Source organism: Enterobacter ludwigii (assembly GCF_001750725.1).
GTDB classification, from domain to species: domain Bacteria; phylum Pseudomonadota; class Gammaproteobacteria; order Enterobacterales; family Enterobacteriaceae; genus Enterobacter; species Enterobacter ludwigii.
The window spans coordinates 2,590,650-2,604,297 of the sequence record NZ_CP017279.1 but is presented as its reverse complement, the minus strand read 5'-3'; the positions used below and the strand labels follow the sequence as shown (position 1 = coordinate 2,604,297).

9 protein-coding genes are annotated in these 13,648 nt (G+C 50.2%); all 9 read left to right on the top strand.

Annotation, left to right across the window (positions count from 1 at the left end; translation table 11 throughout):
* Positions 1-134 precede the first annotated feature (134 nt).
* The 9 genes from BH714_RS12190 to tssA all read left to right on the top strand — a co-directional run bounded on the left by BH714_RS12190 (position 135) and on the right by tssA (position 13,642).
* Complete coding sequence (locus tag BH714_RS12190; RefSeq protein ID WP_040018071.1) at positions 135-2,630, top strand: type VI secretion system Vgr family protein; 2,496 nt, start codon at positions 135-137, stop codon at positions 2,628-2,630.
* Positions 2,631-2,646: 16 nt separating this feature from the next.
* Positions 2,647-4,902: a hypothetical protein gene (locus tag BH714_RS23645; protein ID WP_080765212.1), complete on the top strand. Its 2,256-nt coding sequence runs from the start codon at positions 2,647-2,649 to the stop codon at positions 4,900-4,902.
* 11 nt (positions 4,903-4,913) lie between these two features.
* Complete coding sequence (locus BH714_RS12180; protein ID WP_040018070.1) at positions 4,914-5,819, top strand: formylglycine-generating enzyme family protein; 906 nt, start codon at positions 4,914-4,916, stop codon at positions 5,817-5,819.
* 18 nt (positions 5,820-5,837) lie between these two features.
* A complete protein-coding gene (locus BH714_RS24080) occupies positions 5,838-6,458 on the top strand; it encodes a hypothetical protein (protein ID WP_140418759.1) in 621 nt (206 codons plus the stop codon).
* Positions 6,433-6,972, top strand: coding sequence for a hypothetical protein (locus BH714_RS24075; protein WP_140418758.1), 540 nt, complete (start codon positions 6,433-6,435; stop codon positions 6,970-6,972). The genes BH714_RS24080 and BH714_RS24075 overlap by 26 nt, the downstream gene beginning before the upstream one ends.
* Positions 6,973-7,216: 244 nt before the next feature.
* On the top strand, positions 7,217-7,483 hold the full coding sequence (locus BH714_RS23640) for a PAAR domain-containing protein (protein ID WP_072040321.1): 267 nt from the start codon (positions 7,217-7,219) through the stop codon (positions 7,481-7,483).
* A gap of 3 nt (positions 7,484-7,486) precedes the next feature.
* Positions 7,487-8,641, top strand: coding sequence for a hypothetical protein (locus tag BH714_RS12170; protein WP_040018067.1), 1,155 nt, complete (start codon positions 7,487-7,489; stop codon positions 8,639-8,641).
* Positions 8,628-12,047: an ImcF-related family protein gene (locus tag BH714_RS12165; protein ID WP_040018066.1), complete on the top strand. Its 3,420-nt coding sequence runs from the start codon at positions 8,628-8,630 to the stop codon at positions 12,045-12,047. The genes BH714_RS12170 and BH714_RS12165 overlap by 14 nt, the downstream gene beginning before the upstream one ends.
* Positions 12,047-13,642: a type VI secretion system protein TssA gene (gene tssA, locus BH714_RS12160; RefSeq protein ID WP_040018065.1), complete on the top strand. Its 1,596-nt coding sequence runs from the start codon at positions 12,047-12,049 to the stop codon at positions 13,640-13,642. The genes BH714_RS12165 and tssA overlap by 1 nt, the downstream gene beginning before the upstream one ends.
* Positions 13,643-13,648: the final 6 nt, after the last annotated feature.

Here is a 13,648-nt window from a genome sequence, read left to right as displayed (position 1 = left end):
CTCATAGGATATGGACTTTATAAACCCGCCCTGAAATATATTTATGTTGAGTGGGTGCATTATAGATAGTATTCATCATACTGTGGAGTTTGATTTTATTCAATATCATTCTGGCCGGGACAGGAGTTATAGAAATGGAAGATATATTTAAAATGACAGAGGGTATCCTTAATCGCTATAAACTCGATATTCCTTCCTGTCCTTATCCATTAGATGTGGAACATTTTGATGGTTTAGAACAAATGAGTGCTCTTTATCATTATACTATTCGTTTTACCAGTTCACATCCGGACATTACGGCTGAAATGATGTTGAGTAAAACCGTTACGCTGAGCATGGGGGTGGGGGAACTATTTAATTCTATGGTCGGTAAAATTGTTCATGGTGTAGTGACAAATTTCCGACGTCTGACCGGTTCACGCGATCAGGTTACATATGAAATTATTCTGGAACCTTTTATATCCTTACTGGACAAGCAGTTTCGTACTCACCGTTTCTTCGTCAACAAATCAGTGCCGGAAGTGGTAGAGCAAATTCTTGGCGAGCATGGTTTGAAGGGATGGGAGTATGAGTTCAAGCTTAAACAAACTTACCCAAAACGGGAACAGATAAACCAGTACCAGGAAAGTGACCTGGAGTTTATCGAACGCCTGCTGGCCGAGGTTGGGATTTTCTACTTCTTCACTCTGCAGCCGGACACGCAAACTGAAGTGGTGCACTTTGCTGACAAGCAGAGCGCCTGGACGTTTGGCAAATCGCTACCTCTCAGCAGCCCGTCAGGAATGAATGATAATGCTGCCGAATCGGTGTGGGGCGTTAACGTTCAACAGAACGTGGTGGAGCGTTCTGTCACGGCCAGTGACTATAACCACCGTGAAGCCCAGAACATCCTGACTTCAGTACCGGCTGACATGACCCGCGGCGACGGGGAGGGGAATACTTACGGTGATGTGTATCACTACCGGCCACGTCACCTTGAACGTGGCGATAAAATCACGCCAGCGGCAGAAACCGGTAACTTCTGGGCGCGCCTGGAGCATGAGCGCTTTCTGTCCACCCAGACCACGGTAACCGGCAGCAGCACCGACCACACCCTGGGGCCGGCGCAGGTGCTGACCATCACCGAAATGGCTATCCCACCAACACTGCCCCGCGAAACGGAGAACGGTATTGTTATTATCCGCACTGGCTACTCTGCCAGCCGTAAGAATGCCCTGAAGGTGGCATGGGTAGCGATGCCTTACTACGAGAACCGCTGCTGGCGTCCTGCTGCTAAAAAGCGCCCGGTGGTCAGCGGCACCCTGACGGCACGAGTGACCAGCGCCAAAGAGAACGATATCTACGCCTGGCAGGATGCATCAGGTATGTACCGGGTGAAATTCGACGCTGACCGCGACGACAAACGTCAGGGCATGGAAAGTATGCCGGTACGCTTTGCCAAACCTTATGGAGGCGACAAGTACGGTTTTCACTTTCCGCTGATACAGGGTACTGAAGTCGCCATTGCGTTCCATGAAGGTGACCCGGACCGTCCATACATCGCTCACGCCCTCCACGACTCCCGCCACGTTGACCACGTCACTGAAGCCAACAGCACGCGTAACGTTATCCGCACAGCTGGCCTGAACAAGCTGCGGATGGAGGACAAGCGCGGCGAAGAGCACGTTAAGCTCAGTACAGAATACGGAGGTAAGACCCAACTTAATTTAGGGCACAACGTTAACGCTTCCCGCGAACTTCGTGGCGAAGGCGCAGAGTTACGTACTGACCGACACGTTTCCATTCGCGGAGGGGCCGGGGTATTTATCACTGCAGATAAACAGCCGTTTGCCGGGGACAAGATGCTTTCCATGCAAGAGGCGATTGCCCAGCTGGAAAATGCTCTGACGATAGCAAAAAGTTTGTCATCTGCAGCTGAAGGGGCTGATGCCCTGCCAGCAGATACTGCAAGTCAGCAGACGCTTAACGCAGCTCTCAAAGAGCTTGCTAAACCAGGGATCATATTGAATGCGCCTGAAGGGGTGAGTATCACCAGTCCTCAGGCTGTACGTGTGGCTTCTGGTGCAGCCAGTGTAGGGATCATGTCCCAGCAAAATACTGATATCAGCGCACTTAAGCGTTTTACTGTGGCTGCGGGTGAAGCTGTGAGTATGCTGGCCCGAAAGGCCGGAATGAAACTTTTTGCCGCTAAGGGAAAAGTTGAAATTCAGGCACAGGATGATGCGCTTGAGGCTATTGCTAAAAAAGACGTCACGGTAACCAGTGTGGAAGGCAAAGTGGTTATCACGGGTGCAACAGAGCTGATTGTTAACTGTGACGGTGCATTTATGAAGCTGGCAGGTGGAAATATGGAGCTTGGGGCCCCGGGAAATATTTTGCTGAAGTGTACCAATGTCCAAAAAATGGGAAGTGCGGACTATGACGCACCTAAACCGGAACTTCCCCAGGGGTATAGCGAGAACTTTGTGGCGCAAGATAAGGAATCTGGCGATATCCTGGCTAACACGCGATATCGAATAACCACTGCTGATGGTTCCGTTTATGAAGGGCGTACTGACAGTGAAGGTAAGACGGCTGAAATATTCGGTGCGGCAAAAAGCAAAATCAATATTGAACTGCTCGGTGGTTAGTTCAGGGAGATAGAAAATGACTAAAGGTACACAGCAAAGTAGTCTGGATAACGTGAGTAAAAACACTGTTGTCAACGGAGAGCATGGCCCTCAGGTTTATTTTCATCCGGGCAGTGCAACGCTGCTTTGCGTTGATGCAAAAGATAACCGCTTACTCATACAAGAACAGCTGAAAATGACAGCGTTGCTGGAGGACCAGAAAAAAGCGCAGATTGCTCTGGATGAACTCAATTTCGAAATGTTGACTCAGGCAGGCAAGCAACCACAACGTGCTTATGAGAGCAAACTTCAGAGTACCTATCAACAACTCAATGACGCTAACGAAAAATTAAAAGCAGAGCTTACAACGTTGACTGCAAAGGTTCCTGAGGGGGAGTTGCTTGATGAAAACTCAAAAGAGTCAGCTATCGGCCTTATGGAGTTGATTCCTCTTCAAAAGACTGCCGGATTTAAGAGTGCTTATGTTCGCTCGAATAAAATTCGTAGTCACTGGCGAAAATATAAACTTAGTGAAGTTAATAAGAAAAGCGGTGAAGCCAGCTTCATTAAATATACAGATAAAGAAGTTACTGGTGTTGATGCTAATGGGAATGAAACGAAAAAAACAGTTCGCTCGGGAAAGATTGATACCGAAGAGTTAATAAAACAATTAAAAGAAGCGTCAGTCAGCCTTAAGTTTGAAGATGAACTATTAGAAGACAGCAATGTTGTTCTTACTGACTGGGCGAAAAGAATGAATAAAGGGCTTACCTGGCCCAATGAAAATGATAAGCCCGACGATGAGTCTACTTATCATCAATATGTCGACATCAGCGCACAAGCTCAACTGATGCGATACAGCCAGGGGGCAGGGCTGTCTGCTGAATTTAACCCTTTAGAAAAGAAAGCCTCCGCGAAAATGGAGGGTCATTCAAGTTTTGCACTGGGTGAGGCAAAAGCGTCCGCTGAACTTTTTATTCCCGATCGGCTTGGTACTGCATTGTTGTTTCCTGCCAAAGCAACTGCGGGTGTAGCAGGTGGTGTCTGTAATATGGGGGCTATTCGCTACACGATAAATGCGGTGTTGACCGGTAATGCCGGGGCAAGCCTTGGGATTGAATTGGGTGTAGAAGCTGATTTTAGTGGAGAAATGGCAAAGGGCTATGGGATTAAGGGAAGTCCGGCGAAGCTAACCCCTCCGCCACCTCCAGGTCAGAGAAAGATTAATTTGACCATTCCACAGCCGGATGTTCAGGCTGGTGGAGAAATTGGCGCTTTTGCTGGCGTACAGGCGGGTGGCAATGTTAGCGGTGCTATTGAATGGTTTGATCCGCACCCTGATGAAGATAAGCAAATTTCTCACGATAGCAACAAGCAAATTGTGAATAAAGAGGCAAAGTTTACTGCTATTGCCAAACTGTCTTTTGGAGCAACGGCACAGGCTGGTGCTGGCGGATCTGCAGTTTTTTACGTAACGTATGTTAGTAGCCGCTTCAGAATATATTGTAAGGCCGCACTATGTTGGGGTGTCGGTGCCAAAGGGTCTTTAGGTTTTGAAGTTGACGGTAATTCATTTGCGGCATTTATGAAAAGCTTTATGTATATGCTGAGAAATGTTGACTACCAGAAACTTGAGGACATGATGCAGCCAGGCTCATTTCAGGCCTTGTGCGCTATACCAATAATACTGGCTGCCAGAGGTATGCAGGCGGGAATAGATACGGTTTCATCGATGGGCGATAGGGTTACTGATGTTTTAAGTACCTTAAACGAGGCACTCAACAATGAAGATAAACGAGTAAAGCTAATGGAGAGCATTATCAACAATCCGGATCAGTTGAAGTATACCCCCCCTGAGACGAAAGGCTCTATTATAGCTCAGCTAATGGATGTTAATGTGCTTGATATTATTGATCTCAAAAATCAAAAAAAAGACACAAAAAAATGGGGTGTGATGCAATTAAGGAAAGAAGCGATAATGCGTTGTTTTACTTGGGTACAGAGTCAGGCTGATTATAACAATGTGATGCAGCATATGACGACCAGACCTGCAGAAGGAAAAGGGAGCGCAGAGGCCAATGAAAAAGCATTGTTAGAATTCCTGGGAATGACGGAGTTTGGTTTTATGGGAAGCTATTCCACCCAATATGAGCGCAATCTTCATACGCTTTATGAAAGACTCCCTCGCACAGTTGATCCTGATGAACCATTTAAGCGAATCCCAGAAGATGAGATGGTTGAATATGTTGCCTTCATTAATGAGTCTCACAACTCTAATTCACAAATGGCGTAGGGAGACTTGTAATGTTAAACAATGAAATAAAAAAAATAGTCCTATTGCTCGCTTTTTCCCTTGTCGCCTGTGACAACTCTTCAGAAAAATCAGAGTTAGCCAGTAAATTGGTTGACAAGTCACTCTCAAACATGATCGCTGTTAAAGGCGGGGAATTTTTGATGGGAGACTTCGGCCCTATGGTTGGAGAGGGTATACCCTTTAGCATTCAACAGGATGATAAAAAATTACATAAAGTGATACTTAGCGGTTTTATGATTTCAAAGTATAAGGTGACTAATAAAGACTATAATGCATATCTTGAAATAACAGATAAAAAACGACCACCTGTTAGCGCTTTTACCAAGGACTATCCACTGCTTCTTGGGGATGACTACTCTGCGATCGCAACCTGGCAGCAGGCAAAAGATTATTGCTTATGGCTTGGAGAACAATCAGGTAAAAAAGTTGATTTACCTACAGAGGCTCAATGGGAGTATGCGGCTCGTTCAGAAGGTAAGTATTTACCTTTTGCAACCGACAATGGAAAAATTGAGCATGGCAGAAATTACCCAACATATGATCAAATGCAAAAATTCACGGGAGGATTATATTTACCGTTTTATCCCATTGGTAAATACCCACCGAATCCTTTAGGCATTTATGATATGGGTTTAAGTGGTGAAGAATGGACAAACGACTGGTATGCACGAGATTACTATGAACATTCTCCAGTGAATAACCCTCAGGGTCCAGAAACTGGAGATAAAAAGGTTCTGCGAGGAGCTGTAGGTGGAGATGATCAGTATGCTTTAACAATGTTTAGACAATCATCTTTTCCAATTCCCAGACCTAATTTCAAAACGGACTCCGTTTTCAATTATGATAAAGATGGGATTCTACCTACCTATGTTTTCCGTTGTGTAGTTAACAACTAGATTACAATGGTCTTATGTATGCAATTAACTTTCCCTAAATTTCTTGTTGTTTTTTGTTCGTTGCTTCTTTCATTAAATGCTCTTGCGAGTAGCCAGTATTATTTTGTTGAGGATATTAAGAATCTCAATCTGTATTTATGGAATGGTCCAAATGTTAAAGATCGAATGCTCATTGGATACAATTTGTCAGGTGGTATGGATTTCAATGCGACCACTGGGGTTATCTGTGGTGGGGTTGGTAAAGCAAGTAGTTATTTATGGATTGCAAATGTTAAGTCTGGGGTTAAGAAAACGCTGTTTCCATCTAGAGATGTGTACTCAAGTGTTGCTCCCATGAGTAATGCTATTATTTCTTCAAGTAATGGCCAATGTATCTATACCGATGGACATACTATTTATTCTTACAGTATGAACACCCCTATATCTAGAATTATGTTTTCCGGGGCAGCAAGCAATGCCTCAGAGAGAGCTCGTCGAGTTTTCTTTGACGATAAAAATAATGTAACCATTGCTCTTTTTGATAAGCACTTTTCTCTTTTATCAAAAAGCATGAGTACTAATAATCTGAAAACGGTCAATTTTCCAAAAAACATAAATTATTCACTTAAAGCTCTTGGCGACTTTGCCTCATCTTTCTGATGATGGTGAGACTTTATACGCCACTGCATCTGTTGAGGATAATGATGGGTATGGGTTCTCTGCGATATTGTCAATTAATGTGCGGAGTGGAAATTTTAATAAAATTCTTTTGCCATATTTGGATGGGGTTAAATATAAAGTAAAACAATTTTATATTATTGATGGTGAACGTAAAATCGCAATGCTTCTTGAGGGGGAAGCAAAGCCAACATGGTATGTTTACACAGCGAATGCTGCATCAGGAAATGATTCTGAAAGCAGCAGTGATAACTACAAACTACTTTTTAATAAATATGATGCAGGGTTGGAAGTTGTACAATATCCTGCCGGTGATGACTACTTTTATTCAGTGACTACTGACAAAGGTGATTTAATAAAAATAAATCTCTCGGGTGATTTTAATGTCACTTCTTTTTATGTTAAAGGTGAAATGGATCGTGCTGTTACCGTATCGCATGGTGATGCTTCTTATCCGTTTGTAGAACCGAAACTATCCAGCCCAAAGAAAGGGTAGTACGGTGAAAGTGCTGGGTGATTTTATGGTTTGTAGGGATTTGAATAACTCTCCTGATGAAAAGATCTGTGGTTCGGCAAGAAGTGACGTTGATGCGGTTGTGCAGGCAATAAGAACTATTGAATCTCAGTAATTTGTGAAGATATCGCCAGAGAAAGATCCGAATCTGGTTTTCTGGACGGTTATTGAAAATGTACAGCAAGTCAATTAACTATTTTTTTTATAAAGTAAAAGGAAGATTGGCATGTCTAAAGGTTTCGTATTACTCGGTGATAAAACTACACATGGTGGTCAGGTGATTTCAGCATCTTCGACCATGATTGTTAATGGTAAAATGGTTGCACTAATTGGGGATAAAGTTAGCTGTCCGATAATTGGCCATGGCATAAACTCTATTATTGAAGGTTCGCCTGAATGGTCCTCAGACGGTAAAGCGATTGCTGTGGATGGCTGCCGCAGTGAATGTGGTTGTCAGCTGATATCCAGCGCACCGGATTGTGTAATAGGATAATTAATGAGCTGGGAGCGTCAGAAATCAACGGTATTTGAGAAGCCAGAAGAGCCTTCCTTTGTTCTGTGGCTAATGTTGGGAGTTGTTGCAGTTGTAGGGAGTGTGATGCTGTTTGTCCTGCATGCTAATAAGCTTTCAGGGCCTTTACAGGGATTTAATATTTGGGTCGTCACAGCAAGCCCCATAGTTATCTGGTTTTTCTTCCTTTGCCTGCGGGGTTGGCTCTTCAATAGTGCATTTAATAAGCACGAGTTCGAGGCTAATGAGGCTGATTACGCCCAGCAACAATGGACTGAATGGGCCGGGAGAAACATTGCTGTGCTTCATGGCAGTGTCATTTTTCCGGGTGCTCTGACGCCATATCTTTTTTTACAGGCCCCTGCTGAGCAAATGCAGCAAACAACATTGACGCGGCGTTTACATCACCCAACTCCAGAAAACTGCTTTTCACAACTACTTGAATGTGCCAGTGATGCCCTAGCCAAGGTTCCAGCAGATTTACCCCTCAATGCCTCTTTGCTGACGGATTCGCAGGTAGATCCTCTGATACTTCATGACGCATTTGCAAAGGTCTGGCAGGACAAAGTTCCTTTGCGACCTGTCCCTGTTTTGAATATACAGACCGCAAAGACCTTTATCTGGCTGGAAGAGCGGATCAAATCGCCAGCGCTGGATGTGGAGCTTATTCTGGTGCATCAGACTCAGGGGAAAGAGTGTTATAGCGACACTCTGGCCTCATTGTTGCTGACATCAGATGATGTTACCACTAAATATCAACTTATACATGATGCCTGCCTGCTACGGCCAATGTTGTTAAATATGGGTGATATCGATGAATCACTGGATACGTTTTTCTCGACCCAAACTCAGGCCTGCGCCACAGCCAGTATTGTTGGCGACAATGTGGAATGGGGAAATGCATTCTCCGGTCTGCTTGAAGCAGCACAAAGTTATGGCGGTGAATGGAAACCTGGCCAACTCCACTGGCTGGAAAAATATGCCGGGCTCAGCGGCCCCTTCTCTCCATGGATAATGGCCGCAGTAGCCAGCGATATCGTGAATATACAAAAAGCAGACTGCCTGATGCTTTCTACAGATGGCGAGCAGAAATTTATCAATACAGTGCAAACAGGGAACAGAGATAATGACAACAGGTAATTCGTCATGGCGTGGAGGGTGGGGGCGGCTGGGGTTCTCTGCCCTCATAGCAGGGGGGATTGCCTGGTTAATCTGGCATTTTGGCGACCAGATTGGGCTGCACACTACAGTCACGAAAAGCCTGGCGTTTGCCAGTGCTTTATTTCTGTTACTGATGCTTCGTCATGGCAAGACAATTAGCCTTGCCATCAAACAGGGCTGGCATCGTTTTCAGGCTAAGAGAAAGAATGTCCTGCCGGCTGATGAAGGTCGCGTCAAGCAGACTGCACCACGCAATGTCACCGTTGATACCATCCGTGACGCCATGCGTAACCTCTACGGTCGGCGCTGGGGACGTAAAACACGCATCCTGCTGGTCACTGGCACCGTCACTGAGGTGGATCAACTGACTCCGGGTCTTACGGACCAGCTCTGGCAGGAAGACCGTGGCACGCTGCTGTTGTGGGGCGGTGACCTCAACACGCCAGCAGACAGTGCCTGTCTGACCGCACTGCGCAAACTGCGCCGCCGTCCGGTGGATGGCATGGTGTGGGTCACCTCGGCCTTTGACCAGCTGTCAGCACCTGGGCTGGAGCTGCCGCTGACGGTACCGTCTGAAAGCACCATGGATTCCCTGTCTCACGCCATCAGCGCACGTATGGAAGCGCTTGGCTGGCAGATCCCGCTGTATGTCTGGTCCCTGCACCCGCGAGCAGGTAAGCCGGAAGGACGGGTTGTACAGGCAGCCGGCTGTCTGTTGCCTGCCGGTTGTCGCACCGAAGGACTAGCAGAGCAACTCTCCGCCCTGGCGCCGGAACTGACCTCACTGGGCCTGCAGCAGACCTGCGGTGAAGTGAAACATAACTTCTTACTGGCGCTTGCCGACCAGCTCATTCGTGAGCCACAGAGCGTGACCACACCGCTGTCGGTGATGCTCAATCCGTACCGACCGCTGCCGCTGGCCGGTGTGGTGTTCAGCCAGCCTTCTGCGGGGGCTGAGCGCGCAGTGGCGCATCACTGGGGCATGGATAATCGCTGGGAGGTTCTGCCGGAGTCAGTCCGGACACTTCCTGCCGGACTGCGTCCGCGCAAGCCAGGCATTCCATGGCGTAAGCTGTTGGCATCTGCTGTCGCCGTGGCAATGGTGGGCTGGGCGGCGTGGATGGGGACAGCGTACGTGACCAACCGCAGCCAGATTGACGGTGCGAATGCCCAGGCTGCACTTGCCGCACGACAAAACCAGCCGCTGGAACAGCGTCTGCACGCGCTGTCTGAGCTACAGAAAACGCTGGCCCGTCTGCAATACCGGTCTGAACACGGCGTGCCGTGGTACGAGCAGGCTGGGCTGAGCCAGAATAACGCCCTGCTGGCAGCCCTCTGGCCACGTTATCAGGACAGCGCTCTGCCGCTGTTGCGGGATGCGGCTGCTGACCATTTGCAGATGCAGGTCAGTGCCTTTAATGCGTTGCCGCCGGGTAGCCCGCTGCGTGAACAGATGGCAAAAAGCACGTATGACCAGCTCAAACTCTACCTGATGCTGGCGCGTCCGGAGCATATGGATGCCGCCTGGTTCAGCTCTGCTTTGCTGAATGACTGGCCGAAGCGTAACGGTGTGAAAGACGGTGTCTGGCTGGGGATGGCTCCGTCTCTGTTGTCGTTCTGGGGCGCGCAGCTGGTCGCGCACCCGGAGTGGAAACTCCGTGCCGATGAAAACATGGTCAGCCAGGCCCGCTCCCTGCTGGTTCGCCTGATGGGAGTACGTAACAGCGAATCGGCTCTGTACCAGAAGATGCTCTCCGGGGTGGCACACCTGTATGTCGATATGCGCCTCGAAGACATGACCGGCGATACCGATGCATCCCGTCTGTTCAGCACTCATGAAGTCGTGCCGGGGATGTTTATCCGCCAGGCCTGGGAGCAGGCGGTGCAGCCTGCCATCGAGAAGGTGGTGAAGGCCCGCCGGGACGAACTCGACTGGGTGCTCACTGACGGCAGGCGTCAGGCGAAAACGCAGGACGAAACCTCCCCGGAAGCACTGAAAAAGCGCCTGACGGAGCGGTACTTTGCTGACTTTGGCGGAGCCTGGCTGGCATTTCTGAACAGCCTGCGATGGAACCGGGCCACCACGCTGTCTGATTCAATTGACCAGCTCACCCTGATGGCCGATGTGCGTCAGTCACCTCTGGTTGCGCTGATGAACACCCTGAATGTGCAGGGGCGTACCGGGCAGACGGGCGAAGCCATTTCGGATTCCCTGGTGAAATCGGCCAAAAATCTGCTCGGCGGTGATAACAATGATGCCATTGACCAGAGTGCCGGCGTTCATGGTCCGCTGGATGCGACCTTTGGCCCGGTACTGGCGCTGATGGACAAGAACCGTTCAGGTGTACAGGGGCAAAGTCTGCAGTCCTTCCTGACCCGCGTGACGCAGGTGCGTCTGCGCCTGCAGCAGGTGACCAATGCCGCCGACCCGCAGGCAATGACCCAGACCATTGCCCAGACCGTATTCCAGGGTAAAGCCGTGGACCTCACCGAAACCCGTGACTACGGCAGCCTGATGGCCGCCGGTCTGGGCCAGGAATGGAGTGGCTTCGGTCGCTCGGTGTTTGTAAACCCGATGGAGCAGGCCTGGCAGCAGGTGCTGACCCCGGCAGCCGACAGCCTCAATACCCAATGGCAGCAGGCGGTGGTGGCGGAGTGGAACAGTGCATTTGGGGGCCGTTATCCGTTTAATAACTCCAGCAGTGATGTTTCTCTGCCGCTGCTGGCTAAATATCTGAATGCCGATTCCGGGCGTATCGCCCAATTCCTGCAGACCCGTCTTAAGGGCGTGCTGCATAAAGAGGGCAACCACTGGGTACCGGACAGCATCAATTCGCAGGGGCTGGTGTTTAATCCAGCATTCCTCAATGCCATCAACACCCTGAGCCACATCTCGGATGTGGCCTTCACGGAAGGCAATGCTGGCATGAACTTTGAGCTTCGTCCGGGCACCGCTGATGGCGTGATGCAGACCGACATGATTATTGACAGCCAGAAACTGACCTACGTGAATCAAATGCCGGTGTGGAAGCGCTTCACGTGGCCTGCAGATACGGAAGCCCCCGGCGCGAACCTGAGCTGGATTAGTACTCAGGCCGGGACCCGTCAGTACGCGGATATACCGGGGCGCTGGGGCCTAATCCGTCTGCTCGATGAAGCCAGCGTTAAAGCCTATCCGGGCGTGGGCAGCAGCTACAGCCTGAGCTGGAAAGCACAGGATGGTCGCTCGCTCAATTACACCCTGCGTACCGAAGCGGGAGAAGGCCCGCTGGCACTGCTGAAGCTGCGTAATTTCCGTCTGCCGGAAACCATCTTCAGTACCACCGGTGTCGCATCGTCAGACCCGGTGGCAGACGTGTCCAGTGACGACGGAGAGGTGTACTGATGAGCACGCTAAATGCCTTACTCAGTACCTGTCAGGCAGAGCAGGCACCACTGCTTGCCGCCACCCGTGAGCATGTGGCGCAGTGGGATAACTGGCTGCTGCCGCTGACCGGATCATCCCCCGTGGGCGAAGACCCGGGTTATGACGATGATTTCCAGCAGATGCGCGAGGAGGTTAACAAACTTTCCGGTGCGGATACTGAGCTCATCTGCCGGCTTGCAGAGAAACTGCTGACCACGACTGCCAAAGATATCCGTGTTGCCACCTACTACTGCTGGGCAAAGCTGCACCGCGAGGGTGAACAGGGGCTGGCAGAAGGACTCGAACTGCTGGGTGGTATGCTGGAGCGCTTTGGTACACATTTGCACCCGCAGCGTGATCGCAGCCGTAAGGCGGCGCTGGAGTGGCTGGCGGGTTCGCGCATGACTGACTCTCTTTTCCTGTACCCGGAAGTAGTCAGGGAACAGGCTGTGCGTACTACCGGGGCGTTGCTGCTGATAGCGCAGCTGACTGAAAATGAGCCGGATGAAACACGGCCGGAACTTAATGCGCTGTACGGTGCGCTGGAGAGTCGTCTGCAGAAAGCCGGCGGTGTGGATGCCGTGGTACCGCAGAATGCCAGCGCAGGAGAAAACCCTCCTCCGGTGAGTCACAGCGATGCGCCGTCAATCGGGCGAATCACTTCAGGCCAGGATTTGCTGGCCCAGGCCCGCACACTCACTGAATACCTCCGAGAGCAGCCTGATGGCTGGCTGTCAGCACACCATCTGATGAAAAGCCTGCGCCATGACACCCTGCGGGCCATTCCTGCCCCGGATGCGCAGGGTCGTACCCGCATCGAACCACCAAGAGCGGATCAGCGAGCACTGCTCAAACGCCTCTACTTGCAACAGAACTGGGCTGAGATGCTGGAAACAGCAGACAGCACGTTTTCCCGCGGTGCCAATCACCTGTGGCTGGATCTGCAATGGTATATCCATCAGGCGCTGACGAAGTCCGGCAAGGAGGCGTTGGCCGACATCATTGCCGCTGACCTGAAAGGACTGTTGGCCCGGTTATCCGGGCTCGAAACGCTTGCCTTCAGTGACGGTACCCCGTTTGCGGATGAAGTGACGCTGAACTGGATCCAGCAAAGCGTGCTGGATACCAGTGGCGGGTGGGGTAATGACACAGCTTCGGCACGGATGTCCGGCGGCAACGATGACATTCTGGCACTGGAGCCGGAAGCGATGGCCCTGGCGGACAGTGAAGGCCCGGATATGGCGCTGGCCTGGCTACAGAACCGCCCTGGCGTCACCACTGCCCGACAGCAGTGGCTGTTGCGCCTGCTGATGGGGCGTATCGCGGAGCAGTACGGAAAAAATGAACTGGCGGTGCATCTGTTTGCTGAGCTGGGCGTGCGCGCTGGCGAGGTCACTCTCACTGAGTGGGAGCCAGAACTGCTGTTTGAAGTCCACGCCCGCCATCTGAAACTCCTGCGCCTGAAAGCCGGTCGCAGTGAGGCTGATAAGGCCCGACTAATACCCGTAATGGACCAGTTACTTGCCGGGCTGATCGCTGTCGATCCTGCCCGCGCCGCCGTACTTTGCGGTTAAATCCAC